General features: G+C 63.6%; 17 protein-coding genes. 14 read left to right on the top strand and 3 right to left on the bottom strand.

The features are described from left to right. Positions 1 to 35: 35 nt before the first annotated feature. The 12 genes from ACQ4V8_RS18275 (at position 36) to recD (ending at position 22519) form a co-directional block, all read left to right on the top strand. Positions 36 to 1040 carry a sugar ABC transporter substrate-binding protein gene (locus ACQ4V8_RS18275; RefSeq protein WP_043461605.1) on the top strand — a complete coding sequence of 335 codons (1005 nt, stop codon included), beginning with the start codon at positions 36 to 38 and terminating at the stop codon, positions 1038 to 1040. 171 nt (positions 1041 to 1211) lie between these two features. Beyond that, entirely contained in the window at positions 1212 to 2333 is a 1122-nt protein-coding gene (locus tag ACQ4V8_RS18270; protein WP_280721180.1) for an ABC transporter permease subunit, read from the top strand. Positions 2334 to 2336: 3 nt separating this feature from the next. Continuing rightward, the gene (locus ACQ4V8_RS18265; RefSeq protein ID WP_070347157.1) at positions 2337 to 3122 is read left to right on the top strand and encodes an ATP-binding cassette domain-containing protein; all 786 of its coding nucleotides are present in this window, start codon (positions 2337 to 2339) and stop codon (positions 3120 to 3122) included. Positions 3123 to 3130: 8 nt separating this feature from the next. After that, positions 3131 to 5077 carry a bifunctional 5-dehydro-2-deoxygluconokinase/5-dehydro-2-deoxyphosphogluconate aldolase gene (locus ACQ4V8_RS18260; protein WP_436571969.1) on the top strand — a complete coding sequence of 649 codons (1947 nt, stop codon included), beginning with the start codon at positions 3131 to 3133 and terminating at the stop codon, positions 5075 to 5077. Continuing rightward, positions 5074 to 6903, top strand: coding sequence for a 3D-(3,5/4)-trihydroxycyclohexane-1,2-dione acylhydrolase (decyclizing) (iolD, locus tag ACQ4V8_RS18255; protein WP_436571968.1), 1830 nt, complete (start codon positions 5074 to 5076; stop codon positions 6901 to 6903). Before ACQ4V8_RS18260 ends, iolD begins: the two co-directional genes overlap by 4 nt. Further along, complete coding sequence (gene iolE / locus ACQ4V8_RS18250; protein ID WP_436571967.1) at positions 6900 to 7814, top strand: myo-inosose-2 dehydratase; 915 nt, start codon at positions 6900 to 6902, stop codon at positions 7812 to 7814. Before iolD ends, iolE begins: the two co-directional genes overlap by 4 nt. Continuing rightward, positions 7811 to 8608, top strand: coding sequence for a 5-deoxy-glucuronate isomerase (iolB, locus tag ACQ4V8_RS18245; RefSeq protein WP_010397349.1), 798 nt, complete (start codon positions 7811 to 7813; stop codon positions 8606 to 8608). Before iolE ends, iolB begins: the two co-directional genes overlap by 4 nt. A gap of 12 nt (positions 8609 to 8620) precedes the next feature. Then, complete coding sequence (locus ACQ4V8_RS18240) at positions 8621 to 10120, top strand: CoA-acylating methylmalonate-semialdehyde dehydrogenase (protein ID WP_010397352.1); 1500 nt, start codon at positions 8621 to 8623, stop codon at positions 10118 to 10120. Positions 10121 to 10310: 190 nt separating this feature from the next. Continuing rightward, entirely contained in the window at positions 10311 to 13358 is a 3048-nt protein-coding gene (locus ACQ4V8_RS18235; protein ID WP_436571966.1) for a CHASE domain-containing protein, read from the top strand. A gap of 75 nt (positions 13359 to 13433) precedes the next feature. After that, the gene (recC, locus tag ACQ4V8_RS18230; protein ID WP_436571965.1) at positions 13434 to 16862 is read left to right on the top strand and encodes an exodeoxyribonuclease V subunit gamma; all 3429 of its coding nucleotides are present in this window, start codon (positions 13434 to 13436) and stop codon (positions 16860 to 16862) included. After that, entirely contained in the window at positions 16859 to 20545 is a 3687-nt protein-coding gene (gene recB / locus ACQ4V8_RS18225) for an exodeoxyribonuclease V subunit beta (protein ID WP_010397360.1), read from the top strand. The genes recC and recB overlap by 4 nt, the downstream gene beginning before the upstream one ends. A 15-nt stretch (positions 20546 to 20560) precedes the next feature. Beyond that, positions 20561 to 22519 (top strand): exodeoxyribonuclease V subunit alpha, encoded by a 1959-nt coding sequence (gene recD, locus ACQ4V8_RS18220; protein ID WP_010397362.1) that lies wholly within the window; start codon positions 20561 to 20563, stop codon positions 22517 to 22519. A 91-nt stretch (positions 22520 to 22610) separates the two neighbouring features. Here the strand turns inward: recD and ACQ4V8_RS18215 are convergent, their stop codons facing one another. Next, positions 22611 to 23510: a LysR family transcriptional regulator gene (locus ACQ4V8_RS18215; protein WP_010397364.1), complete on the bottom strand. Its 900-nt coding sequence runs from the start codon at positions 23508 to 23510 to the stop codon at positions 22611 to 22613. Between the two features lie 120 nt (positions 23511 to 23630). On the opposite strand from ACQ4V8_RS18215, the gene ACQ4V8_RS18210 reads away from it, so the two are divergent. Further along, a complete protein-coding gene (locus tag ACQ4V8_RS18210; protein ID WP_070347162.1) occupies positions 23631 to 24563 on the top strand; it encodes a DMT family transporter in 933 nt (310 codons plus the stop codon). Here ACQ4V8_RS18210 and ACQ4V8_RS18205 read toward each other — a convergent pair whose 3' ends face one another. Then, positions 24564 to 25442, bottom strand: a complete 879-nt coding sequence (locus ACQ4V8_RS18205) for a serine hydrolase (RefSeq protein ID WP_029496346.1) — start codon at positions 25440 to 25442, stop codon at positions 24564 to 24566. Between the two features lie 415 nt (positions 25443 to 25857). On the opposite strand from ACQ4V8_RS18205, the gene ACQ4V8_RS18200 reads away from it, so the two are divergent. Continuing rightward, positions 25858 to 26286, top strand: a complete 429-nt coding sequence (locus ACQ4V8_RS18200; protein ID WP_010397370.1) for a response regulator — start codon at positions 25858 to 25860, stop codon at positions 26284 to 26286. A gap of 58 nt (positions 26287 to 26344) precedes the next feature. Here ACQ4V8_RS18200 and ACQ4V8_RS18195 read toward each other — a convergent pair whose 3' ends face one another. Beyond that, positions 26345 to 26563, bottom strand: a complete 219-nt coding sequence (locus ACQ4V8_RS18195) for a TOBE domain-containing protein (RefSeq protein WP_010397372.1) — start codon at positions 26561 to 26563, stop codon at positions 26345 to 26347. Between the last annotated feature and the right edge of the window lie 55 nt (positions 26564 to 26618).

Below are 26618 nucleotides of genomic sequence, written 5' to 3'. Positions count from 1 at the left end.
GCAATAAGCGTACGCGATTTCTGAAGAGCCTGGCCATGCTCGGTCTCGGCCTGGGACTGGGTCTGGGCATGAGCGCCAGCCACGCGGCAGGCGAGAAATTCGTGCTCATCAGCCATGCGCCTGATTCCGATTCCTGGTGGAATACGATCAAAAATTCCGTCAAGCAAGCAGGCGAAGACTTCAACGTCACTGTCGATTACCGCAACCCACCGAACGGCGACCTGGCCGACATGGCGCGCCTGGTCGAGCAATCGGCAGCGCGCAACTACGACGGCGTGATCGTCAGCATCGCCGACTTCAGCGTGCTGCAAAAACCGCTGGGCCTCGTTGCTGCCAAGAAGATTGCGGTTGTCACGATCAATTCCGGTACCCTGGCACAAAGCGAGCAGTTGGGCGCCGTGATGCACGTGGGCCAGCCTGAATACGAGGCAGGCAAGGGCGCTGGCGAAAAAGCCAAGGCGGCCGGCATCAAATCTTTCGTCTGCGTCAATCACTACGCGACCAATCCATCGTCGTTCGAGCGTTGCCGCGGCTTTGCCGAAGCCATCGGCGTCGATTTCAAGGCCGCTACCCTCGATGCGGGCGAAGATCCCACCACCATCGAAAGCAAGTTGAGCGCCTACCTGCGCAACAACCCGAAAACTCAGGCCGTGCTGGCGCTGGGCCCCACTTCTGCCCATGCCTCGCTCAAGGCGCTGGAAAAAATGGGCTTGAAGGGCAAGATGTGGTTCGCCACATTCGACCTGTCCGATGAAATTTCGAAAGGCATCAAGGATGGCAGCATCCAGTTCGCCATCGACCAGCAACCCTACCTGCAGGGCTACATCCCCGTTGCCGTGCTGGCCATCATGCATCAGGACAAGACCACGGACTTGGCCAAGGTACGCGAAAAGCTGATCAATAACGCCAAGTTCAAGGCGCGCCTGGCAGAGTATGGCCTGGCACCATCGTATGGTCCGCGCCATATCGGTTCCGGTCCTGGTTACGTCACCAAGGACAATATCGGCAAGGTAGAGAAATACGCCGGCCAATTCCGTTAAGCCCCCGCTTTTCAATTCCATCAATACCTTAGTCGTTGTCCCCGCGCGCAGGCATTGCTTGCCGGCGCGCGGGCCCTGCCGCCCGGGAATTGCTGTCGAGGCAGGCAGGTTGCTATAAAACAAGGGAGACATAGTATGAGTAGCGTGAAATTAAGCGTGGAACACGGTGGCATGGCTGCCTTTGGCACGTCGCCGCAAAAGCAGCACTTTGATGAGCGCGTGGGGCAGGTCAGCTGGTTCAAGCGGCTGTTCAGCCGCCCGGAATTCGCCTCGATCTCGGGCGCCATCCTGGTGTTCGCTTTCTTTATCCTGACGGCCGGCGACTCCGGCATGTTCAACCTCGACGGCGTCATCAACTGGGCGCAAGTGGCAGCCTATCTGGGCATCATCGCCATCGGCGCCTGCGTCTTGATGATCGCCGGCGAATTCGACCTATCGATCGGTTCCATGATCGGCTTTGCCGGCATGATGATCGCCATCCCTTCCGTCTATTTCCACTGGCCCGTGTGGGCTGCCATCGTGTTCGCCTTTGCCGGGTCGATGGCGCTGGGCTGGCTCAACGGTTACCTGGTCATCAAGACGCGCTTGCCTTCGTTTATCGTCACCCTGGCCTTCCTGTTCATCCTGCGCGGCCTGACCCTGGCGCTGTCCATCATGTTTGCCAACCGCACCATCGTCAGCGGCATAGGCGCGCTGGCCGCCGACGACTGGCTGGCCGTGGCCCTGTTTCAGGGCGAAGTGGGGACCTCCTTGTTCGCCTCGATGGCCAAGGCGGGCTGGATCACGGCGCTCGACAATGGCGCACCGCTGGTCAAGGGCATCCCCAAGGTCATCGTCTGGTGGGTCGGCCTGGCGCTGGTGTCGGGCTTCATCCTGGCCCGCACCCGTATCGGCAACTGGATCTTCGCCGTCGGCGGTGATGCCAACGCCGCCAAGAATGTCGGCGTGCCGGTCAAAACCATCAAGGTATCGCTGTTTGTCTTCACCGCTTTCTGCGCCTGTTTGTTTGCCACGCTACAAGTATTTGATGTGGGATCGGCCGCCGCCGACCGCGGCATGCAAAAGGAATTCGAAGCCATCATCGCGGCCGTCATCGGCGGCGCCTTGCTGACGGGCGGCTATGGTTCCGTCGTCGGTGCCTGTTTCGGCGCACTGATCTTTGGCGTAGTACAGATCGGCATTACTTATACCAATATCAATTCGGACTGGTTCCGCGTCTTCCTCGGCGTCATGCTGCTGATCGCGGTACTGTTCAATAACTTTGTCCGTGCGCGTGTCACGGAAGCGAGATAAGCCATGAGCCCATACATCCTTGCGCTGGAAAATATCAGCAAACGTTTCGGCTCCGTCATCGCCTTGCAAAACGTCACCCTGCGTTTGAAGCCGGGCGAAGTGCATTGCCTGCTGGGCGACAACGGCGCCGGCAAGTCGACCCTGATCAAGACCCTGGCCGGCGTGCACCGGCCAAGCAGTGGCGACTATCTGGTCGACGGCAAGAGCGTCAGCTTCAATTCGCCGAAAGAGGCGCTCGACCTGGGCGTGGCCACCGTGTATCAGGACCTGGCGCTGGTGCCCTTGCTGTCCGTGGCGCGCAACTTCTTCATGGGCCGCGAACCGATCAAGAAAATGTTTGGCGTGCTGCCCGTGATGGATATGGAATACGCGGCCACCACGGCGCGCGACAAGCTGGCCGAGATGGGCATCATGGTGCGCGACCCGCACCAGGCCGTCGGCACCATGTCGGGCGGCGAGCGGCAATGCCTGGCCATTGCCCGCGCCATCCACTTCGGCGCGCGCGTGTTGATCCTCGACGAGCCGACGGCCGCGCTGGGCGTGAAACAGTCGTTCAATGTGCTCAAGCTGATTTACAAGGCGCGCGAGCGGGGCTTGTCCGTGATTTTTATTACCCATAATGTGCACCATGCCTATCCCGTGGGCGACTCGTTCACCCTCTTGAACCGGGGCAAGTCGCTCGGTACTTACACTAAGGAAACCGTTTCCAAGGATGAAGTACTCGACATGATGGCGGGCGGTGCGGAAATGCAAACGCTGATGGCTGAACTCGACGGTGTCACGATTTAAGGATAAGCATGAATAACCCGACACAATTTGCCCAGGGCCGCGTCCTGGACGTGATTTGCCTGGGCCGCCTGGCGGTAGACCTATACGCGCAGCAGATCGGCAGCGCGCTGGAAGACGCGACGAGTTTCGCCAAGTACTTGGGCGGCTCATCGGCGAACATCGCCTTCGGCACGGCGCGCCTGGGCTTGAAGTCTGCCATGCTGTCGAAAGTGGGCGACGATCACATGGGGCGTTTTCTCACCGATACCTTGTCGAAAGAGGGCTGCGACGTCAGTCATGTGGGCATAGACCGCGACCGCCTGACGGCCCTCGTCATGCTGGGCATCAAGGATAAAAACACTTTCCCGCTGATTTTTTACCGGGAAAATTGCGCCGACATGGCTATCGAAGCGTCCTCGGTGGATGTGGCCTTCATTGCCTCCAGCAAAGCGCTCCTGATCACCGGCACGCATTTTTCCAGCAGTGCCATGCACGCCGTCAGCACGCAGGCACTCAAGCTGGCCCGCGCCAATAATGTGCGCACCGTGCTCGACATCGATTACCGGCCCGTGCTGTGGGGACTCTCCGGCAAGGCTGATGGCGAAACGCGTTTCGTCTCGAACGACGGCGTGACCGGCCACCTGCAGGCGATCTTGCCGCAGTTCGACCTGATCGTCGGTACGGAAGAGGAATTCATGATCGCCGGCGGTGGCGCCGACATCATGGCGTCGCTGCGCGCCGTGCGCGCCGCCACCCTGGCCACGCTGGTCGTCAAGCGCGGTCCGCTGGGCAGCGCCGTCATCGACAGCGTGGTACCGCAAAGCCTGGATGCGGCATATAACTACCGTGGCGTGCGCGTGGACGTGCTGAACGTGCTGGGCGCGGGCGACGCTTTCCTCTCCGGCTTCTTGAAGGGCTGGCTGCGCGGCGAGGATTATGCAGCGTGCTGCCGCTATGCCAATGGCTGCGGCGCCCTGGTCGTATCGCGCCACGGTTGCGCGCCGGCCATGCCGTCGCCGGTAGAACTCGACTATTTCCTGGCCAATGCGGCACAACTCACGCAGCCGGACCAGGACGCTACCTTGTCGCGCTTGCATCGCACGACGGTGGCGCGCCAGCAATGGGATCAATTGTGCGTGTTTGCGTTTGACCACCGTACGCAATTTTTCGAGCTGGCGCAACAAACGGGGGCATCCGAAGCGCGCATCTCGGCCTTGAAGCAATTGATGGTGCAAGCCGTGGCGCAAACGCAAACGGCATTGCAGTTGTCCGGCAAGACGGGCGTGCTGATCGATGGCCGCTATGGCGTCGATGCGCTCAACGATGCGACGGGACGCGGCTGGTGGATAGGCCGTCCGGTGGAATTGCCGGGCTCGAACCCGCTGCAATTTGACTGGGGCCGCTCCATCGGTTCGCACTTGCTCAGCTGGCCCAAGGAGCATGTGATCAAATGCCTGGTGCAGCTGCACCCGGACGATGCCGTGGAAAACCGACTGGAACAGGAAGCGCAGATCAAGGCCCTGTATGACGCGGCGCAATTGAGCGGTCACGAACTGTTGCTGGAAGTCATACCATCGCATGCCTTGGCGCACAACGACGATACCGTCTTGCGCGCCGTCAAGCGCCTGTACAACCTGGGTGTCTATCCGGAATGGTGGAAGCTGGAAAGCATGTCGGCTGCGCAATGGCAAGCCATCGATGCCCTGGTGCACGAGCGCGATCCATATTGTCGTGGCGTCGTCCTGCTGGGCTTGAATGCTCCGATCGAAAAACTTGCCGCCAGTTTTGAACAAGCCAGTGCCAGCACCACCTGCCGCGGTTTCATGGTGGGCCGCACTATCTTCCAGGAACCGAGCCGCCACTGGCTGGCCGGAGAGCTCGACGACGCGGGCCTGATCGCCGCAGTGCGTGCCAACTTCGAGCTTCTCATTAGCTTATGGCAAGGCTCACGCAAGGGCCTGGAGCGTGCGCCATGAGCGCCACTATTCGGTTGACCATGGCGCAGGCGCTGGTGCGCTATCTGTCGGTATTGCGCACCGAGGATGGCGCGCCCCTGTTCGGCGGCGCTTTTGCCATCTTTGGTCACGGCAACGTGGCAGGCCTCGGTGAAGCGCTGTACCAGTATCGCGACAGCTTTCCCACCTACCGTGCGCACAACGAACAGGCGATGGCGCACTCGGCTATTGCCTATGCGAAAGCCCACATGCGCCGGCGCATGATGGCCGTCACCAGTTCCATCGGTCCGGGCGCGACGAACTTGCTGACGGCCGCCGCGCTGGCGCACGTTAATCGCTTGCCCGTGCTGCTGTTGCCGGGCGACGTGTTCGTCTCGCGCGCGCCGGACCCGGTGTTGCAGCAACTGGAAGATGGCACCGATGGCAGCGTCTCGGTCAATGATGCGTTCAAGCCGCTGTCGCGCTATTTCGACCGCATCGTCTACCCGGAGCAGTTGCTGACGGCCTTGCCACGCGCCATTGCCGCCTTGACTGACGCGGCCGCCTGCGGTCCCGTGACTTTGTCTTTGCCGCAAGACGTGCAAACGATGGCATATGACTATCCGGCCGACTTTTTCGCGCCGCGCATCGTGCGTTTTCGTGCCGTGCCGCCCGTAGAGCAGGAATTGGAAGACGCGGCCCAGTTGTTGAAAAATGCGAAACAGCCGCTGATCGTCGCTGGCGGCGGCGTGTTGTACGGCAAGGCCAGCGCCGCCTTGCAGGCATTTGCCGAACGACACGGCATCCCCGTGGCGGAAACCCAGGCGGGCAAGAGTGCCTTGCCGTGGGATCATCGGCTGCAACTGGGCGCCATCGGCGTGACAGGGTCGCCTGCCGCCAACAGCCTGGCGGCAGACGCGGACGTGGTGCTGGCCATCGGCACGCGCCTGCAGGACTTTACGACGGGGTCGAACTCGCTGTTTGCGCAGGCGCAATTGCTGAGCCTAAACGTCAACAGTTTTGATGCCTTGAAACGCCGTGGCCTGGGCTTGCAGGCGGACGCGACACTTGGCTTACAGGCACTGTCGCCGCTGCTGGGTAGCTGGAACAGCGCAGGGCACTGGCTGGACCGGGCGCAGCAGGCAGGGCAGGCGTGGCGCGAGACAGTAACTTGCATCACGCGCCCGCTCGAGGGGGCCGGCTTGCCGTATGACGGCGAAGTCATCGGCGCCGTGCAGCGTTCATCTCAGCACTCCGCCAGCGGCGACATCGTCGTCTGCGCGGCAGGCACCTTGCCGGCCGAACTGCATAAACTGTGGCGTACCAGCACGCCCGGTGGCTACCACATGGAATACGGCTATTCATGCATGGGCTATGAAATCGCCGGCGGCCTCGGCGTGAAGATGGCGAAACCGGCTGCCGAGGTGATCGTCATGCTGGGCGATGGCAGTTACCTGATGATGAATTCGGAAATTGCCACCTCCGTCATGCTGGACAAAAAACTGATTATTGTTGTGCTCGACAACCGTGGCTACGGCTGCATCAACCGCCTGCAACAGGCCTGCGGCAATGCCTCGTTCAACAATATGTTGCCCGATAGCGCACCCGCGGTCGACTTCGCCCTGCATGCGCGTTCGCTGGGCGCGCTGAGCGAACATGTGGCTAGTATCGCCGAGCTGGAGCAAGCGATGCTGCGGGCCCGCGCAGCTGTGCGCACCTACCTGATCTGCATCGATACGGACGCCACGCGCACGACGCAAGAAGGCGGTTGCTGGTGGCAAGTGGCCGTGCCCGAAGTGTCCACCCAGCCCGGCGTGCAGCTTGCGCGCGCACGTTATGAAACTGATTGCCAAGGACAAAAAAAATGAAGACATGGAATGTCAGGATCGGCATCAATCCGATCTCGTGGATGAACGACGATTTGCCCAGCCTGGGTGGCGAAACGCCCCTGGAGACAGCGCTGAAGGAGGGCGCCGAGATCGGCTATGTGGGTTTTGAGCTGGGTAACAAGTTTCCGAAAGATGCGCCGACCTTGAACGCCGTGCTGGGAAAATATAATCTGGCCTGCGTTTCCGGCTGGTATTCGGGTCGCCTGGCGCAGCGCAGCGTCGAAGAAGAGATCGCCGCTGTTGACTCGCATTTACGCCTGCTTGCCGACAGCGGCGCCACTGTCATGGTGTATGGCGAAGTGGCCGACGCCATTCAGGGCGAAGCGCGCCCGCTGTACAAACGCCCGCGTTTCCAGAATCAGCGGCAATGGCAGGCTTATGCGGACAAATTGACGGCCTTTGCCGCCCACTTGCTGGCGCACGGCGTGCGTCTGGCGTATCACCATCACATGGGCGCCTATGTGGAAACGCCTGCCGACGTGGATCAACTGATGGCCTTGACGGGGCCGCAAGTAGGCTTGCTGTTTGATACGGGCCATATCACGTTTGCCGGCGGCGACGCGCTTGTCGTCTTGAATCAACATATCGACAGGATTTGTCACGTGCATTGCAAGGATGTGCGCCCGAATGTGGTGAAACTGGCGCGCAATGGCCACTGGAGTTTCCTGCAAGCCGTCATCAATGGTGCTTTCAGTGTGCCTGGCGACGGCTGCATCGACTTTCCGGCGATTCTGACGCGTTTGTATCTGCACGGCTATGCGGGCTGGCTGGTGGTGGAGGCAGAGCAAGACCCGGCCGTCGCACCCAGTTATCAGTATGCCAAGATGGGCCACGATTACCTGGCGCACCTCGTCGACGCGATTCCCCGCCTGGGCCGGGAGGCAGCATGAGCCCGCTGTTGCTCAAGGCCAGGCCCGGCTCCATCATCGTCGAGGTCACGCCCGCATCGGCCGGCTGGACGCATGTCGGCTTTGCCGCCCACCGTCTGGCCGCTGGCGAGGCCGTGAAGCTGGACACGGGCAAGCGTGAGCTGTGCATCGTCGTGCTGACCGGCACGCTCACTGTGCAGGCGGGCGAACAGCGCTGGGAAGCCATCGGCAATCGTGCCAGCGTCTTCGAAGACCGCTCGCCGTATGCCGTGTACGTCCCGTTGGAAACACAGGTCTGCATCACGGCCGTGAGCGCTGCCGAAGTGGCCCTGTGCAGCGCGCCGGCCACGACCCACCGCCCGGCCCGGCTGATCGAACCATCGAGCATGACGCGCTCTGTACGCGGCAAGGGCGCCAACACCCGCTATGTATGCGACATCCTGCCGCAAACGGCCGAGGCCGATGGCTTGCTGGTCGTCGAGGTGATCACGCCATCGGGCCATTCGTCGAGCTATCCGCCGCACAAGCACGACAGCGACAATGTGCCGCTGGAAAGTTCGCTGGAGGAAACGTATTACCACCGCCTCAATCCGGAGCAGGGCTTTGCGTATCAAAGGGTCTACACGGATGACCGTTCCATCGATGAAGCCATGGCCGTGGAAAACCATGACGTGGTGATGGTGCCGCGCGGTTACCACCCCGTTACCGTGCCGTACGGCTATGACGGCTATTACCTGAACGTGATGGCCGGTCCGAAACGCGTATGGCATTTTAAAAACGATCCGGCCCATGCGTGGCTGATGCAGAGTACATAATAGGGAGTCAAGATGACAACGCAAAAGATAGACCACTTTATTGGTGGCAACCCGATGGCTTCGCGCTCCGAGCGCACGAGCGAGGTCTTCAATCCCGCCACTGGTGCGGTCACGGCCCAGGTGTCGCTGGCAACTGCCGCCGAGCTGAACGCGGCCGTGGCCGCCGCCCACGCGGCCTTTCCCGCCTGGTCGCAAACTTCGCCCCTGCGCCGTGCGCGCGTCATGTTCAAGTTCAAAGAGTTGCTGGAAGAACATGCCGACCAATTGGCGGCGCTGATCACAGCCGAGCACGGCAAGGTGTTTACGGATGCCAAAGGAGAGGTGACGCGCGGCATCGAAGTGGTGGAGTTTGCCTGCGGCATTCCGCAAATGATGAAGGGCGAATATTCGCAACAAGTGGCCGGTGGCATCGACGCCTGGTCCATCCGCCAGGCGCTCGGTGTCTGCGTCGGCATCACGCCCTTCAACTTCCCCGTGATGGTGCCGATGTGGATGTTCCCGATGGCGATTGCATGCGGCAACACCTTTGTCTTGAAACCATCGGAGCGCGACCCTTCGGCCAGCCTGCTGCTGGCGCAACTGCTGACGGACGCGGGGTTGCCTGATGGCGTCTTCAACGTGGTGCAAGGCGACAAGGAAGCGGTCGATGGCTTGCTGCATCACCGGGACGTGCGCGCCATCAGCTTTGTCGGCTCCACGCCGATCGCCGAGTATATTTACGCCACCGGCTGCGCGCAGGGCAAGCGCGTGCAAGCGCTCGGGGGCGCGAAAAACCACATGGTCGTCATGCCCGACGCAGATATCGCGCAGACGGTCGATGCCCTGATGGGCGCCGCCTTCGGTTCGGCAGGCGAGCGCTGCATGGCTATTTCTGTCGTCGTGGCGGTGGGCAATGTGGCCGACCAGTTGGTCGAAGCGCTGGTGCCGCGCATCGCGGCCTTGAAAATCACGCAAGGCATGGATTTGTCTGCGGAAATGGGGCCCGTGGTGACGCAAGTGCACAAGGACAAGATTGCCGGCTACATCGCCACGGGCGTGAAAGAAGGCGCCACACTGGTGGCCGACGGACGCGGTTTCGTCTTGCCCGGCCATGAAAACGGCTTTTTCCTTGGTGGCAGCCTGTTCGATCACGTCACGCCGGAGATGACGATCTACAAGGAAGAAATCTTCGGCCCCGTGCTGTGCATCGTGCGCGTGCCCGATTTCACGACGGCGCTGGAGCTGGTCAACGCCCATGAATACGGCAATGGCACGGCCATTTATACGCGTGACGGCAACACGGCGCGCGAATACACGCACCGCGTGCAGGTGGGGATGGTTGGCGTGAATGTACCGATCCCCGTGCCGATGGCTTTCCACAGCTTCGGCGGCTGGAAGCGCAGCCTGTTCGGCGACCACCACGCGCATGGCCCGGAATCGGTGCGTTTCTACACGAAACAGAAGGCTGTCACGCAGCGCTGGCCCGCATCGACAGCCGCCGGTGCCGAGTTTGCCATGCCGACGCTGAAGTAAATCCGGCAGCTGCGCTGCTTGCCCACTGCAATGGCTCAATGTTTAGTCATTGCAGATCGCGCACAGTCTGACCGATTGCGCAGCTATATTTACGCTGCCGATTGGAGGTGCAACAGCTTTGATAGTATCCTCTTATTAACCGTGCGGGCGTTCGCGTCCGTACTTGAGGAACCGGAATAAGCGATCGACGATGCACAATTTGAGCAAGGGCGGGGCGGCAGCATGCGTGAGGATATGGCTAGGTGGCCTGCTGCTGGCATTGCTGGTGGGCGGCGCCTTGTATGCGGGCGCGGCGCGCACGGTCAATGACGATGCCGAACAGCGTTTCGATAACATCACCTACGGCGCCCAGCATAGCCTGGCCACGCGGGTGAAAAGCTATGCCGATCTGCTGCGCGGTCTGGAAGCGCTGTTTCGTACCAGCGAGCAACTGACGCGCCGCCAGTTCCACGATTACGTGGCGGGCCTGGATGTCGCGCACCAGTTTCCCGCCATCGAATCGGTCAATTACGCGGTGGCGCTGACGTCGGCGCAGCGCGAAGCCTATGTCGCCGATGTGCGCCGTGACACCAGCCTGGCGCCGCGCGGCTATCCCGATTTCACCATCCGTCCGCCCGGCGAGCGGCCGCACTACACGGTACTGACTTACCTGGAACCCGATCCGCTGCTGGCCGAACGCATGGGTGTCGATATCGGCGCCAACCCACTGGTGGCGAAAGCCCTGCAGCAGTCGCGCGACAGTGGCGAAGTGAGCGCCTCGGGGCAGGTCATCATGATCAAGGGACCGCCCGCCCACGTCGGCCTGGGCATGCGCCTGCCCGTGTACCGCAACGGCATGGCGCAAGGCACCGTGGCCGAGCGCCGCGCCGCCTACCAGGGGTCGGTGGGCATCGGCTTCGGCGTGGCGCAACTGGTGCACAGCGCGCTCGAACGCAGCACTGTGGAACCGTTGCACCTGATCTTGTACAGCGCGGCCGAAGCGCGCCCTGCCGATGGCATATGGCGCATTACGCCGCAGGACCGCCTGCTGTTCAACGATGACGGCGATCTGGCGGCGGCGCCACCGCAACCGGGTAGCGACGCCGATTACTTCGACCAGGTGCTGCCCGTGCTGTACCAGGGCGGTGTATGGAAAGCCCATTTTCGCGTGCGCAAGGCGCAGCTGTATAGCGGCTTTGACCGCTATTTTCCGTCGCTGGCGCTGGCCGTCGGCGTGGCCGGCACGCTGCTCATTTATGGCTACATCTTTACCCTGTACCGTTCGCGCCGCACTGCGGTGGCGCAGCGCACCCTGCTCGATACGGTGCTCGATAGCGTCGATGCCTATGTCTACATGAAGGATGCCGACCTGCGCTACCGCTATGTGAATGCACGCGCGGCAAAGATACTGGGCCGTTCGGCGAAGCAGTTGCTCGGCCGCCAGGATGACGAGTTGATGCTTGGCGAGGCGGCAGCCGCTGCGCAGTTGACCGAGCGCCAGGTTTTTGACAGTGGCGTCAAGTTCGTCGGCGAAGAGCGCTTCGTCGATGCGCAGGGCCAGGTGCATCAGTTGTGGAGCGTGAAGGTACCGCTGGGCTTGCCCGGTCCTGTGACTGGCCTCATCGGTCTGTCCACCGACGTGACGGAACTGCACCGCCTGAAGGAACAGGCCGACGCTGCCAGCCAGGCCAAGAGCGACTTCCTGTCAAATATGAGCCATGAAATTCGCACGCCGATGAACAGCATCATCGGCATGGCGCATCTGGCGCTGAAATCGGTGGCCGATGCGCGCCAGCGCGATTATCTGCAAAAAATCTTCCATTCAAGCCAGCATTTGCTGGGCCTGATCAACGACATCCTCGATTTTTCGAAGATCGAGGCGGGCAAGCTGGAACTGGAAGTGCTGGACTTTCGTCTCGACACGCTGCTGGAAAATATCGCCAGCCAGCTCGGTGATGCGGCCGTCGTCAAGGGCTTGGTGCTGCAGTTCGATATCGCACCCGAGCTGGCGCAGCGCTGGCGTGGCGATCCGCTGCGACTCGAGCAGGTCTTGTTGAACCTGGCCAGCAACGCCATCAAGTTTTCCGACAATGGCAGCATCTACGTGCGCGTGCGCCAGTCAGAAGAGCACGGCAGCCACGCCATGCTGCGCTTCGAGGTGCAGGACTGGGGTATAGGCATGAAACAGGAAGAGGTGGCGCAACTGTTCCGCTCTTTCCACCAGGCCGACCCCTCGACCACGCGCAAGTATGGCGGTAGCGGCCTGGGGCTGGTCATCAGCAAGCAGCTCGTTGAACTGATGGGCGGCACTGTGGGGGTGTACAGCGAGCCGGGTCAGGGCAGCACCTTCTGGTTCACGGCGCGCCTGGAGAAAAGCGCGCAAGCGGGCGATGAGCGCAGCGCCGAAGTGGCGCCCGACGTATTGGGCGTGATCCGCGGCGCATCGATCCTGCTGGTGGAAGATAACGTCTTCAGCCAACAGGTGGGCTGCGAATTGCTGGAAGATGCCGGCGCCACTGTCTGCGTCGCCTGCAATGGCCGCGAAGCACTGGAATTGCTGGCCCACCAGCGCTACGACTGTGTGCTGATGGACGTGCAGATGCCGCTGATGGACGGCTTCGAGGCGACGCGCCGCATCCGCGCCGACCCCAAGCTCAGCGGCCTGCTGGTGATCGCCATGACAGCTAATGCGGGAAGCGAAGACCGTGCCCGCTGCCTGGCGGCGGGCATGGATGAATTCGTGACCAAGCCGATCGCCCCGAATCTGCTGTTTCACGTGTTGGCAAAATGGTTCCGCCTGCGCGGTGGCATCGGCAGCATGGGCAGCATGGGCCGCGCGCACGCGGGCGACTGGCTGGCAGCAGCACCGAAGGCGCCGCCATCGGCCGCTTCGCCGGCATTGCACGGCACCGCCATCCTCGACCTGGCCACCCTGGCGCTGACGTTCAGCAATGACGCAGTGAAGATGCGCAAATACACTCAGCTGTTTCTCGATACGGCGCGCGACGGCATCGCCGAAATGGAGCAGGCCATGGCGCTGGAAGACCTGGGCCGCCTGGCCGACCTGGGACACCGCAGCAGGTCGTCGGCGCTGGCCGTGGGCGCCCATGCTTTTGCCAGCCTGTGCCTGTCGATCGAAGGCTTGCGCTCGGGCGGCGACCTGCAGCAGGCGCGCGCCCTGCTGACGGCGCTGGAGCCGGCGCTGGCGCAGGTGGCGCAACAAATTTCACGCCAATTTATCGCCAGCGACGCCCGTTGACGCAGGCAGCGGCGATAATAGGCGTTTGACGTCTGTGGCTACCCGGCCGCAGACGCGGCAACTCATCGGATCAGCATGCATACTCCCGTCACGCCCGGCCTTCTCATACTGCATGGCAACCAGCTCGAACAGCTGCGCGCCGCCGTCTTCCAGTGGCTGCGCCAGCACCCGCTGGCGCCCCTGGAAACGGATATCTTCCTGGTGCAGTCGAACGGCGTGGCCGAATGGCTGAAGATCGCCCTGGCCGAGGAGATGGGTGTGTGCGCCGCCACGCGCATCGCCCTGCCGGCGCGCCTGCTGTGGGAAAGCTACCGCGGCATGTTGGGACGCGAGCGGGTGCCGCGCGTGTCGCCATTTGATAAGTCGCCGCTGAGCTGGCGTTTGATGCGCCTGTTGCCGTCGCTGCTGGCCGATCCCGTCTTCGCGCCGCTACGCTATTTCCTGGCCGATGGCGATAGCGAACGCCGGCTGCAACTGGCCGAGCGCCTGGCCGACCTGTTTGACCAATACCAAGTCTACCGCGCCGACTGGCTGTCCGACTGGGCTGCGGGGCGCGACGAGCTGCGTACGGCGCGCGGCGAAGCCATTGCCTTGAAGGAAGACCAGCGTTGGCAGGCGCAGCTGTGGCGCGCCGTGACCGCCGATGTCGAGGCCTTCGAGCGCGACACGGGCCGCGCCGACATCCACGACGCCTTCCTGGCGGCGATCGCCGCCGGCCTGCCTCCTGCCGGCAAGCTGCCGCGCCGCGTGGTGCTGTTTGGCGTATCGGCCTTGCCATATCAAACCTTGCAGGCGCTCGCTGCGCTGGCGCGCCATACGCAGGTGGTGCTGGCCGTCCCCAACCCATGCCAGTTTTACTGGGGCGACATCATCGACGGGCGCGACTTGCTGCGCGCGCAAAACAAGCGCCAGCGGCAGCGCAACGGCACCGACTTGGCGCAAATGCCGCTCGAAGCAATGCATGCGCACAGCCATCCGCTGCTGGCCAGCTGGGGCAGGCAAGGGCGTGACTTCATCCGCATGCTCGACGAGTTCGACGAACACGCGCAAGCCGAGGGACGCGATGACAGCCTGCGCATCGACCTGTTTGGCGAGGAAACGGGAGAGACCCTGCTGCAGCAGGTACAGGTGGCCATTCGCGAACTGCGCCCGCTGGCGGAACACGAACAGACGCCGCCCGAGGCCGGTGATCGATCGATCGAATTTCATGTGGCGCACAGCGTGCAGCGCGAAGTGGAAGTGCTGCACGACCAGCTGCTGGCCATGTTCGCGCACAGCACCGAAACGCTCTTGCGTCCGCGCGACGTGGTGGTGATGGTGCCCGATATCGACACCTTTACTGCCGCCATCCACGCCGTCTTCGGCCAGTACCGGCGCAATGACGAGCGTTTCATTCCGTTCGAGATCGGCGACGTGAAGGACCGCAGCGTCAACCCGCTGCTCGTTGCACTCGAGTGGCTGTTGCAGCTGCCGCAGCAGCGCTGCCGCCAGAGCGAAGTGCGCGACCTGCTCGACGTGCCTGCGCTGGCCACCCGCTTTGGCCTGCAGCCGGACGACCTGGCCACGTTGGGCGCCTGGATCGAAGGCGCGGGCGTGCGCTGGGGCCTGGATCAGACGCACCGCGCCGGCCTGGGGCTGGGCGCGGCAGGGGAACAGAATGCATGGATCTTCGGCGTGCGGCGCATGCTGCTCGGCTATGCCAGCGGCAGTGGCGCCAGCTTTGGCGGCATCGAGCCGTATGCGGAAGTGGGTGGCCTCGATGCGGCGCTGGCGGGCTCGCTGGCGCAGCTGGTCGAGGCGCTGCTGCGCTGGCGCAGCATGCTGTCCGTCGCCTGCACGCCAGCCGAGTGGGGCGTGCAGGCGCGCGCGCTGCTGGCGGCTTTTTTTGACGCCGACGACGAGGGCGACCGCCTGACCCTGGCGCAGCTCGAAGGCGCCTTGCAGGGCTGGCTGGAAACCTGCGAGCATGCGGGCTTTGTCGAGCCGGTGCCCCTGTCGGTGCTACGCGTGGCGTGGCTGGGCGCCTTGGACGAGCCGACCCTGAACCATCAATTCGTCTCCGGCGGCGTCACCTTCTGCACCCTGATGCCGATGCGCGCCGTGCCATTTCGCGTGGTGTGCCTGCTGGGCATGAACGATGGCGATTTTCCGCGCCGCGCCCCAAAGGCTGATTTCGACCTGCTGGCGCTGCCCGGCATGGCGCGCCCGGGCGACCGCTCGCGCCGCGACGATGACCGCTACCTGATGCTCGAAGCCTTGCTGGCCGCGCGCGACAAACTCTATGTGAGCTGGGTAGGGCGCAATGTGCGCGACAATTCCGAGCAGCCGCCGTCGGTGCTGGTGTCGCAGCTGCGCGACTATCTGGTCGCCGGCTGGTCGCTGGACCGGCACCTGGCGTCGCTGACCACCGAGCACGCGTTGCAGCCATTCAGTCGCCGCTATTTCGAAGCCGATGGCTTGCTGACCTACGCGCGCGAATGGCGCGTCGCGCATGCCGATGCGGCCGATGCGGATGCGCAGGCCGCCGTGCTGCCGCTGGGTCCCTACGAACTCGATCCTGGCACGCGCTTGAAACTGGGCGAGCTGGCCAGCTTTTTGCGCCAGCCCGTCAAGTACTTTTTCCGCCGCCGCTTGAGCGTGTATTTTGCCGATGCGGCCATGCTGGGCGAGGATGAAGAACCGTTCGGCCTGAACGCGCTCGAACGCTATCTGCTGGAAGACACGATGCTCGACGACGGCGGCGCCGTCGAAGCGCTGGATGACGTGCGCGCCAGCCTGGAAGCGCGCGCGCAGAAGCTGGCGCGCGAAGGCGTGCTGCCCATCGGCCTGATCGGCCAGCAGGTGCAGGCGCAGCTGGTCGAGGCGCTGGTGCCCGTGCGCAGCGCGTGGCTGTCGCTGCGCGCCTCGTTCCCGCTGGCGGCCGACAAGCGCGCCATCAACTTGACGTTTGGCGAACTGCAGATCGACGACTGGCTCGACAAATTGTGCAGCAACGGCCAGGAGACGGCCTGGCTGATGCAGATTTCCTCGAAGGTGACGGACAAGAGCGGCCTGGCGCGCGGCGACAAGCTGATGCTGATGTGGCTGCGCCAGCTGGCCGCCGCTGCCCTGGGTTTGCCCGTCACTGGTTACCTGGTGGCGCGCGACGCCATCGTCAGCATGGCGCCACTCGATCCGGCCGCATCGCGCGATGCGCTGGCCACCTTGCTGGCGCTGTGGCGCGAAGGCATGAACCATCCCTTGCCCACGGCGTGCAAGACGGGGTTGGCGCTGGTGCAGCAGGGCGACCCGCGCGCCGTGTATGACGGCGGCTTTGACATCTCTGGCGAGCGCGAGGAACTGTGCCTGGCGCGCCTGTGGCCCGAGTTTTCCGCGCTGGCCGCCGAGGAAGCATGGGAAGACTGCACGCGCGAGCTGTATGGCCCGCTGGCCGACTGGCTGCAGCAACACATTACGATTGACCCGATCAGCGCGCCCAATGATGGCGCGGGAGAAGAACCATGACGAGCCATTTGCTCAATCCGCTGACGTTCCCGCTGCACGGCTCGCGGCTGATAGAAGCCTCGGCCGGCACGGGAAAAACCTGGACCATCGCCGCGCTGTACCTGCGCCTGGTACTTGGTCACGGCGGGGGGCACGGCGACGACGACAGCCGTTTTACGCGTCCGCTGCTGCCAGCCGACATTCTGGTGATGACATTTACCCGCGCCGCCACGCGCGAATTGTCGAACCGCGTGCGCGAACGCCTGATCGAGGCCGCCGCGTATTTTCGCAATGAGGTCGGCATGCAATCGGGCGCCAGCGACCCCTTTCTCGACGCCTTGCTGGAATCTTATCCTGACGAGAGCGCACGGCAAAAGGCCGCGCACCGGCTGATGCTGGCCGCCGAGACGATGGATGAAGCGGCCATCTTCACTATCGATGCCTGGTGCCAGCGCATGTTGCGCGAGCACGCGTTCGACAGCGGCAGTCTGTTCGATGAAGAATTGGTCAGCGACGAGCAAGCCCTGTTCGAGGATGCGGCCCACGATTACTGGCGTCAGCAAGTCTATCCCCTGGCGCCGCAGGCGCTCGATGTGTTGCTCGCTTGCTGGCCCGACGTCGACGCGTTGAAGAAGGGCGCGCGCGAGCTGGCGCGCCGTGCCGATAGCATGGGCATGGCGGACGATGAGCCTTTATCTGTGCTGATCGCGCGCGAACAGCGGGCGCTGGCCGCGCAACTGGCCAGCCTGAAGGCGGGCTGGGTCGAGCGCGTGGATCGGATGGCCGCCTGGATCAACGAGCATCGCGCCGCCAGTCCCAAGTGTTTTAACGGCGTCAAGATGAAGCCGGAGAACCTGGCGAAGTGGTTCGACGGCTTGCGCCAGTGGGCGCAAGACCCGCTCTTGCTGCAGCCGGCTATCACGGCCAAGGCGTGGGAACGCTTGACGCCGTTCGGCATCGAGGATGCGTTCGCCAAGAATTTCACGGCGCAGGTGCCCGAGTGCTTCGAACATACCGAGGCGCTGGGGAGCGCCCTGGCAGCGCTCACGCCGCTGGCGCACAAGCTGCACCTGCATGCGGCGGCGGCCATTGCGCGGCGCATGGATCAATTGAAGCGCCAGTCGCGCCAGTTCGGCTTTGCCGACATGCTGCAGCGCTTGCACGATGCGCTCGCTGGCGAGAATGGCGCGGCCCTGCGCCAGCGCATCGTCGACCAATACCCGCTGGCCATGGTCGATGAATTCCAGGATACGGCGCCGGCACAGTATCAGATCTTCAATTTGTTATACCGCATTGCCGAGAATAATCGAGCGCAAGGGCTGTTCCTGATCGGCGACCCGAAGCAGTCGATCTACGGCTTTCGCGGCGCCGACATCCAAAGCTACCTGGCGGCGCGGCGCGCGACTAACGGCCGCCATTACCAGCTGGGCACCAACTACCGTTCGACGGCGCCCCTGGTGGCTGCCGTCAACCAGCTGTTTTTGCATGCCGAGCGCGCCGAAGTGCCGCTCGGTGCCTTCCGTTACCGGAAGAACGGCGAGAACCCGCTGCCGTTCGAGGCCGTCGAGGCCAAGGGCCGCGCCGAGCACCTGCTGAACGCCAGCGGCCCGCTGCCTGCGCTACTGGCCGCCTGCGCCAGCGATGAAGGGCTGCGCGGCGACAGCTACCGCGAGTATTTTGCGCAGCATTGCGCCGAGCACATCGTCGCCATGCTCGGCGATGCGCAAGCCGGCTTCGATGGCCCGGACGGTTTCGTGCGGCTGCAGCCGGCCGATATCGCCGTGCTCGTGCGCGACCGCAAGGAAGCGGCGGCGGTGCGCCGCGCGCTGGCGCGCCGCCGGGTTGCCAGCGTCTACTTGTCGGACAAGGATTCCGTCGTCGACAGCGAGGAAGCGCAAGATGTGTTGCGCTGGCTGGCGGCGCTGGCCAATCCCCTCGACGGCGGCCTTGCGCGCGCCGCATTTGCCACGCGCACCATCGGCTTGTCGCTGGGCCAGCTGGCGTGCCTGTCGAGCGACGAACTGGAATGGGAACGCCGCGTCGAGCAACTCAAGGCCTTGCACCTGATCTGGCAGCGCCAGGGCGTGCTGGCCATGCTGCGCCGCTTCATCCACGAACTGCAATTGCCGGCCATGCTGCTGCAGCAGACCGGTGGCGAGCGGCGCTTGACGAATCTGCTGCACCTGGCCGAACTGCTGCAATCGGCCAGTCGCCAGCTCGATGGCGAGCAAGCGCTGATACGCTGGCTGGCCGAGCAGATTGCCGGCGAAGGCGAGGGTGGCGACGAGCGCGTGCTGCGCCTGGAAAGCGATGCAGAGCTGGTCAAAGTCATCACGGTGCACAAATCCAAGGGCCTCGAATACCCGCTGGTCTATTTGCCATTCGCCGTCACGGCGCGCAAGGTTGATAAGCGCAACCGCAGCTTCTTCGAGTATGCCGGGGACAATGGCGAGCGCCGCCTCGACCTGTCGCTGTCCGATGCGGCGATGGCTGCGGTCGAAGAGGCGCGCATCGAGGAAGACTTGCGCCTGCTGTATGTGGCGCTGACGCGCGCGCGCCACTTCTTGTGGCTGGGGGTGGCCGCCCAGGCGGCGCGCAAGGCGGGCGAGAATACCTTGCACGAATCGGCGCTCGGCTATCTGCTGACGGGCGGCGACAAGCTGCCCTGCGGGCAGTTGCTGCTGCGCTGGCAGCAGGTAGCCGGCGATTGCGATGCCATTGCTGCCATGACGCTGGCGCAGCCCGATGCCTGCACGGTGCTTGACCGTATTGAGCGGCGCCCCGAGTTGCGCCCCGCGCCCGTGTTCGTGGGCGAGTTTGAGCGCGACTGGTCGGTGGGCAGCTTTACGTCGCTGACGCGCCAGATCGGCGCCGTGTCAGCGGCGCACGTGCCGCAGCGGGCGCTGGAAGAGACCTTGCTGGAAGATGGGGCAGGGCCCAGCGTGGCAGCTGTGTCACCGCTGCAGACGGGCGACGCGCCATGGCACCGATTCCCGCGTGGTTCCGTGCCTGGTAATTTTCTGCACGAGCAGTTGGAGTGGATGGGCGGCGAGGGCTTTGATTGTGTCAATGACGCACACTTCAACACGCGCCTGGCTGCGCGTTGCGAGCGGGCGGGCTGGGGCCACCGCCAGGAAGACGCCATCGCCTGGCTCAGGCAAGTGGCCATCACGCCGTTGCCGCTGCTCGACGCCTCGCTGTCGCAGTTGGGCAGCACCCTGTCCGAGATGGAGTTCTGGTTCCCCAGCGAGCATTTGTCCACCGGTGCGCTCGATCAGCTGTGTACGCGTTTGTTGCTCGATGATGCGCCGCGCCCCGTGCTGCCGCGCCGCCAGTTGCACGGCATGCTGAAAGGCTTTGCTGACCTGGTCATTGAGCACGAAGGGCGCTACTGGGTGCTCGACTACAAGTCCAATGCGCTCGGTGTCAACGACGCCGCTTACCACAGCGCCGCGCTGGCGGCCGGCATGGCGCAGCATCGCTACGATATCCAGGGTGCGATCTACATGCTGGCCCTGCACCGGCTGCTGAAAAGCCGGCTCGGCGACGCCTACGACCCGGCCGAGCACTTGGGCGGCGCCATTTTCCTGTTCCTGCGCGGCATCGCGAATGCGGATACGCATGGCTGCTATTGGCTGGCACCGCAGTTGGAACTGCTCGATGGACTCGATCAATTATTGTCACAGGAAGTGGAAATAGCATGATGCATGAGGAACACGATGAATCTTGACCCGGCCCTCGAAGCCCTGCTTACCCACGTCGACGGCGTGGCCGAGGCGGGCCATCTGCGCCGCCTGAGCGCCGCCTTCGCGCGCTTCATCGCCAGCCTGGACGAAAATGCGCCCGATGCGCGCGCCGTGGCCGTGGCGTGCGTGGTGCTGTCCGAGCTGGAAGGGCGCGGGCATAGCTGTCTGATGCTGTTCGAGCTGGCCAGCGAGCCGTCGCAACTGCTGGGCTGGAGCGAGCAATTGTGGCATGGCGTGCTGGCCGTTTGCGGCCCGCTGCCTACCTCGCTTGACGGCTGGCGCGCGCTGCTGGCCGGCGCGCCGCAGGTGTGGCAGGTGGGCGCGGCCGATCTGCGCCAGCCGCTGGTGCTCGATGGCGAACGCCTGTACCTGCGCCGCTACTGGCGCGACGAGACCCTGGTGGGCGGGAAAATAGCCGCCCGCGCGCACGATTTGCTCACTGCGCCATTGGCGCAGGTGCGCCTATGGCTCGACATCGTGTTCGACCAGCCGACGCACGATGCTGGCCCGGACTGGCAAAAGGTGGCGTGCGCCATCGCCCTGCGCGGCAAGGTGGCCATCATCACGGGCGGCCCGGGCACGGGGAAAACCTATACGGTAGCGAGCTTGCTGACGCTGTTGTTTGCCGTCTCGGCGCAGCCCGAGCAGCTGCGCATCGCGCTCGCTGCGCCGACGGGGAAGGCAGCGGCGCGCTTGAAACAGTCGATCGACAAGGCGCTCGAAGGGCTGGCGGCGAAGGTGGGCGCTGCGCTGCCCCTGCTGGAACTGGCGCGCCGCATGGGCGCGGCGCGCACTTTGCACAGTTTGCTCGGTGCGCGGCCCGATACACGCGCTTTTGCCCATCACGCGGGCAATCCGCTCGACGTCGATGTGCTGATCGTCGATGAAGCGTCGATGGTGCATCTGGAGATGATGGCCTCGGTGCTCGACGCCTTGCCGCCGACGGCCATCTTGATACTGCTGGGCGACAAGGACCAACTGGCGTCGGTGGAAGCGGGCGCCGTGTTGGGCGACTTGTGCCACGATGCGCAGGCGGGCGGCTACCTGCCTGCCACCATCGCGTATGCGCAGGCGGCCAGCGGCGTGGCCATTCCGCTTGACTTTGCCGGTGCGGCGGGCGCGCTGGCGCAGCAGACGGTGATGCTGCGCCACAGCCACCGTTTCAGTGGCCCGATCGGCGAACTGGCGCAGGCTGTGAACGGCGGCAGACCCGATCTTGCCAAGGCTTGCTTCGCCAGCGACAGCGGCGGCCAACTGGCGTGGAGCGTGCCGGCGCAGCAGGAAGACGTGCTGCGCCTGGCCTTGCGTGGGCGGGTGGACGCGCCGGGCGGCTACCAGCCCTACCTGGAACTGCTCAATGGCGGTGAGGCAGCGTATGCGCAGCACGATGACTGGGTGCGCGCCGTACTGCACGCTTTTGAAGCGTTCCGCATCCTGTGCGCCGTGCGCGAGGGCGAGTGGGGCGTGGCGGGGCTGAACACGGCCATCGAACTGCGGCTGGAAAAGGAAGGCTTGATACGCCGCAGCGAATGGTATGTGGGCCGTCCTGTGATGGTCACCCGCAACGACTACGGCACGGGCGTGTTCAATGGCGACATCGGCTTGACGCTGCGCGATCCGGCGCGCTCTGGATCATTGCGCGTGTATTTCCTCGAGGGTGAGAACGTGCGCAGCGTGCTGGCCACGCGCTTGCGCCATGTGGAGACGGCGTTCGCCATGACGGTGCATAAGTCGCAGGGCTCGGAATTTCGCCACACGGTACTGGTGCTACCACAGGAAGGCGGCGCCATGCTGGCGCGCGAACTGGTGTACACCGGCATCACGCGCGCGCGCGACTTCTTTACCCTCGTGTCGCCCACGCAGGCGGTGCTGTTCGACGCCATCTTGCGCCGCACGCAGCGCGCGAGCGGGCTGCGCGGCTTGATTGGCTGATGGACTGATGGTCTGATTGACTGCGCCAGCCTGGCCTTGCTCACTAGCGCCTGCAGCACGGCGCGCAGCGTGGCTACTTTCCAAGTCGCGTTCAGGCGCGCCGGGGCGCCAGGGTCGGGGCCATCTGCCTGGCCAGCTCAAAAAAAGCGTTGGTGGCCGGCGTGTTCTGGCGCCGGTCGCGCACGGCCAGGCCCACCTTGCGGCTGACTGGCGGATGCAAGGGCAGGGCCAGCAAGTCCGGATACTGTTCGCGCAGGCGCTGCGGCAAGGCCAGTTCGGCGACGATGGACAGGCCGTCGCCGCGGCTGACCATGTCGAGGATGGTGATCACTTGGCTGATGCGGTAGGGCACGTGTGGCTGCAGGCCCGCGTTGGCGAACAGGGGCTCGATCAGGCAGGCGCAGCCTGCCTCGGACATGATGAACGGTCCTTCGCACAGTTGCGCCAAGGTGATGGACGGGTACTGCGCCAGCGCATGGCTGCGCGGCACCAGTGCCATCATCTGGTCTTCCACCAGCGGCGCCGTATCGAAGCGTTCGTCTGGCAGCACGACGAAACCGACATCGACGCGGCGCTCGCGTATCCACTGCACCACTTCATGGTCGGCGCCTTCGTCGATGCGCAGGGTGATGCCGGGATAGCGCAGGCGGAACTGCGCCGTGATCGCCGGCAGCAGATTCAATGATGAAGTAGGGCCGAAGGAGCCGATGCGCAAACTACCCTGGCGTTGGCCCAGCACGTCGGCCGCTTCCTGGCGCATGGCTTCCGACAAGCCGAGGATTTCGCGCGCACGCACCAGCAATTGGCGGCCCACCTCCGTCAACTCGGCCGAGGCCTGGTGGCGCACGATGAGGTCCACGCCCATCTCCTTTTCCAGCGCCTTCAAGGCATGCGAGACGGCCGACTGGCTGATGCCCAGTTGTGCGGCGGCGGCGGAAAAGCCGTGCAGTTCGGCCACCAGGGTGAAAATTTCCAGTTGCGTGAAGGTCATGCTGTGGTTTTCCTAGCGTATGAGTATTTACTCATTATTTCATGAGTTCATATTAGTATTAATATATAAGTATACCGCACGCGCAGCGTCCGCTGCAGCAGCGACATCCTAGGACTTTCCATGCGCACTTCCGCCCTGCCTCCAGCCGCCTTGCCTGCCGTGCAATCGCCGCTGGTGTATATCAAACTGATTTTCGTCGCCCTGTTCTGGGGCGGCACCTTCATCGCGGGGCGCGTGCTGGCGCAGCAAATGCCGCCCATGACGGCCGCCAGCGGGCGCTTCGGCGTGGCCGTGCTGCTGCTGGTCATACTGGCGTGGAAGCTGGAAGGGGGCTTGCCGCGCCTGGACCGCAAGCAATTGGCGACGACGGCGGCGCTGGGCCTGACGGGCATTTTTCTTTACAACCTGTGCTTCCTGGCGGCCTTGTCGCGCATGCCGGCCGGGCGCACGGCCCTGTTCGTGGCCTTGAACCCTATCGTCACGGCGCTCGCCTCGGCCATGCTGTTTCGCGAGCGGCTCGGCTCCTTCAAGTGGCTCGGCATCATGCTGGCGTTTTGCGGCACGGCCATCGTCATTACGCGTGGCGATATCAGCGCCGTGCTGCACGGCACGGGTAGCGCTATCGGCATGGGCGAAGTGTTCATGTTCTGCGGCATTTCCAGCTGGGCTGCCTACACCCTGATTGGGCGGGTGGCGCTGAAGGGACTCAGTCCGATTGCCGCCACCACCTATGCGTCGATGTGGGGCCTGGCTTTCCTGCTGGTGGGGGCGGTGCTGGAGTTCCCGAGCGTGCCGTGGCACAGCTTCGGCTGGCAAGTGTGGGCCGCCATCGGCTACCTGGGCGTGTTTGGCACGGTGATCGGCTTTGTCTGGTATTACGAGGGCGTGAAAGCGCTGGGGCCGTCGCGCACGGCCGTCTTCAACAACCTGGTACCCGTGTTCGGCATCGTGCTGGCCGCAGGACTCCTGGGCGAGCCGGTGCTGGCGTCGATGCTGGTGGGCGGTGCGGTGACGATAGCCGGCGTGGTGATGACCAACCGGCAAGCAAAATAGTTACTTTGCGCGGCGGCGTTTCGATGCTTTTGCCGGCGCTTTTTTATGCCGGCTGGCCGAAGCGCGCAGCACTTTTGGCTCGTCGATGCCGTTCTCGGCCGCCAGCATGCGGCGGATGTTGACGGCGTCCATGGCGCGCACGGAATTGGCGCGCGCATTGAGCAAGATCATGGTGGCGAACTTGCCGGCCGACTTGATGCGCATGATCAGGCAACGCCCCGCTTCATTCGTGTAGCCCGTCTTCGACAGGCCGATGTCCCAACCCTTGGCACCCACCAGGCGGTTCGTGTTGTGGTATTCCACGTCGCGGCCCTTGATCTGGATCACGTCCTTCGAATCGGTGGTGATGCGGCTGATTTCCGGGTAGCGCGAGGCGGCCACGGCCATTTTGACCAGGTCTGCTGCCGTCGACTGGTTGTTCGGCGACAAGCCCGTCGGCTCTTCGATGACGGTCTGGCGCATGCCCAGAGCCTTGATCTTGGCGTTGACGGCGACGGCAAATGCCGTCGGGCCGCCGGGGAAGGTGCGCGCCAGCGAGGCGGCGGCGCGGTTGTCGGATGACATCAGTGCCAGTTGCAGCACGTCGTGGCGGCTCAGGGTGGCGCCCACGGGCAGGCGCGAAGTGCTATGTTTCAAGGTATCGACATCTTCGCGGTCGATGCTGATCTCATCTTGCATATTGGCCTTGGAGTCGAGCACGACCATGGCCGTCATGAGCTTGGTGAGCGAGGCGATGGGCACCACCACGTTGGAATTTTTTTCAAGCAAGACTTTGCCTGTGCCATCTTCGACTACCAGTATCGACTGGGAACCGAAGGGCACGGCGATGGCCGCTGTGGAAAGCGTCATCAGCACTGCGGCGAACATTTTTTTGAGCATGGGATTGTCATGGGAAAGCAGTTTCGGGGCGCCATCAAGGGCGCTGCGCACAAAGCCGGGACCGCTTAGCACGGGCATGCGGCTTGTGTCTCGGAAGCAATATTTGCCAAGCTTAAACAATACCATTAAAGATCAAGCGATGTCTACGTTACAGGCCCGCGACAGGCGGCGTTACGGTCAATTCGGCAAATAAAGGTGTTCATTCTTGCCGTAGTGAAAATTGTCGCGCATTGATTGATTTCGGAATGGAAACTTAGTGCTATTTAAGCAAGATTGGCAGTCTTGCTCTGACAGGTGGCGCGCGCTTCGTCGTTGATGCCTGTCGCTGCGTGCTTCGTCGCCCCGCGCTAGGCCCTGCTACCGGGGCGCCGTAGACTGCGTTCATGCCTGATTAACACGACTGGGAGAACGCACTATGTGGAGAAAAATTGCGCGATGGTATGGCGGTTTCGATGAGGAAGCCCTGCGACTGCTGCAGCACCCCGTAACGGCGGCACTCTTCCTCGACATCCGCATGCCGGGACTGTCGGGCCTGGAAGTGGCCGAGCGCATCGGCAAGCGCGCCCATGTCGTGTTTGTCACGGCCTACGACCAGTACGCCGTCGATGCGTTTGACGCTGGCGCCGTTGATTATCTGTTGAAACCGGTACAAGCTGAGCGCCTGCAGCGGGCGCTGGCGCGTTTGCGCGACCAGTTCGGCGCCCAACCGGCCGACATAGTCCACTTGCTGCAATCGTTACGCGCCGCGCTGCCGGCGCCGCGGCGCGAAAAATTGAAATGCATCAGGGCTAGCGTGGAAAAGTTGCCCGTCAGCCGCACGTTGACGCATTTGTTTCGCGATTAGCCTGCAATGCAAACGCCCCGCACTTGGCGGGGCGGGGCGGGCATGGGCGGCGCCGGGCTTACTGGATCTTGGCGATCGACACTTCCGTCGATTTCACGAGAGCGATGACTTCGCTGCCCACTTTCAGGTCCAGGTCCTTGATCGAGCGCGAGGTGATCACCGAGGTGACGATGCCGTGCGGCGTTTCCACGTCCACTTCCGACACCACGGGGCCAAAGATGATTTCCTTGATCTTGCCGCGGAATTGGTTGCGTACATTCACTTCCGTGATAGCCATCATATTTCCTTTGTAAGCGTAATGCGCCATACGGCGCGACATAGCCAGATTACGG

This window comes from Janthinobacterium paucivorans, from assembly GCF_051380805.1.
Lineage (GTDB): Bacteria > Pseudomonadota > Gammaproteobacteria > Burkholderiales > Burkholderiaceae_D > Janthinobacterium > Janthinobacterium lividum_D.
The sequence above is the reverse complement of the archived record's forward strand: the minus strand, read 5'-3'. Positions and strand labels throughout refer to the sequence as shown.

Excerpts from the sequence above, each read along its gene's own strand:
- ACQ4V8_RS18195 (WP_010397372.1), bottom strand. The coding sequence starts at position 26,563 with ATGGCTATCACGGAAGTGAATGTACGCAACCAATTCCGCGGCAAGATC.
- ACQ4V8_RS18235 (WP_436571966.1), top strand. The coding sequence starts at position 10,311 with ATGCACAATTTGAGCAAGGGCGGGGCGGCAGCATGCGTGAGGATATGG.
- ACQ4V8_RS18260 (WP_436571969.1), top strand. The coding sequence starts at position 3,131 with ATGAATAACCCGACACAATTTGCCCAGGGCCGCGTCCTGGACGTGATT.
- iolB (WP_010397349.1), top strand. The coding sequence starts at position 7,811 with ATGAGCCCGCTGTTGCTCAAGGCCAGGCCCGGCTCCATCATCGTCGAG.
- ACQ4V8_RS18200 (WP_010397370.1), top strand. The coding sequence starts at position 25,858 with ATGTGGAGAAAAATTGCGCGATGGTATGGCGGTTTCGATGAGGAAGCC.
- ACQ4V8_RS18275 (WP_043461605.1), top strand. The coding sequence starts at position 36 with ATGCTCGGTCTCGGCCTGGGACTGGGTCTGGGCATGAGCGCCAGCCAC.
- ACQ4V8_RS18205 (WP_029496346.1), bottom strand. The coding sequence starts at position 25,442 with ATGCTCAAAAAAATGTTCGCCGCAGTGCTGATGACGCTTTCCACAGCG.
- recB (WP_010397360.1), top strand. The coding sequence starts at position 16,859 with ATGACGAGCCATTTGCTCAATCCGCTGACGTTCCCGCTGCACGGCTCG.
- ACQ4V8_RS18270 (WP_280721180.1), top strand. The coding sequence starts at position 1,212 with ATGGCTGCCTTTGGCACGTCGCCGCAAAAGCAGCACTTTGATGAGCGC.
- ACQ4V8_RS18215 (WP_010397364.1), bottom strand. The coding sequence starts at position 23,510 with ATGACCTTCACGCAACTGGAAATTTTCACCCTGGTGGCCGAACTGCAC.
- ACQ4V8_RS18210 (WP_070347162.1), top strand. The coding sequence starts at position 23,631 with ATGCGCACTTCCGCCCTGCCTCCAGCCGCCTTGCCTGCCGTGCAATCG.
- iolE (WP_436571967.1), top strand. The coding sequence starts at position 6,900 with ATGAAGACATGGAATGTCAGGATCGGCATCAATCCGATCTCGTGGATG.
- recD (WP_010397362.1), top strand. The coding sequence starts at position 20,561 with ATGAATCTTGACCCGGCCCTCGAAGCCCTGCTTACCCACGTCGACGGC.
- ACQ4V8_RS18265 (WP_070347157.1), top strand. The coding sequence starts at position 2,337 with ATGAGCCCATACATCCTTGCGCTGGAAAATATCAGCAAACGTTTCGGC.
- iolD (WP_436571968.1), top strand. The coding sequence starts at position 5,074 with ATGAGCGCCACTATTCGGTTGACCATGGCGCAGGCGCTGGTGCGCTAT.
- ACQ4V8_RS18240 (WP_010397352.1), top strand. The coding sequence starts at position 8,621 with ATGACAACGCAAAAGATAGACCACTTTATTGGTGGCAACCCGATGGCT.
- recC (WP_436571965.1), top strand. The coding sequence starts at position 13,434 with ATGCATACTCCCGTCACGCCCGGCCTTCTCATACTGCATGGCAACCAG.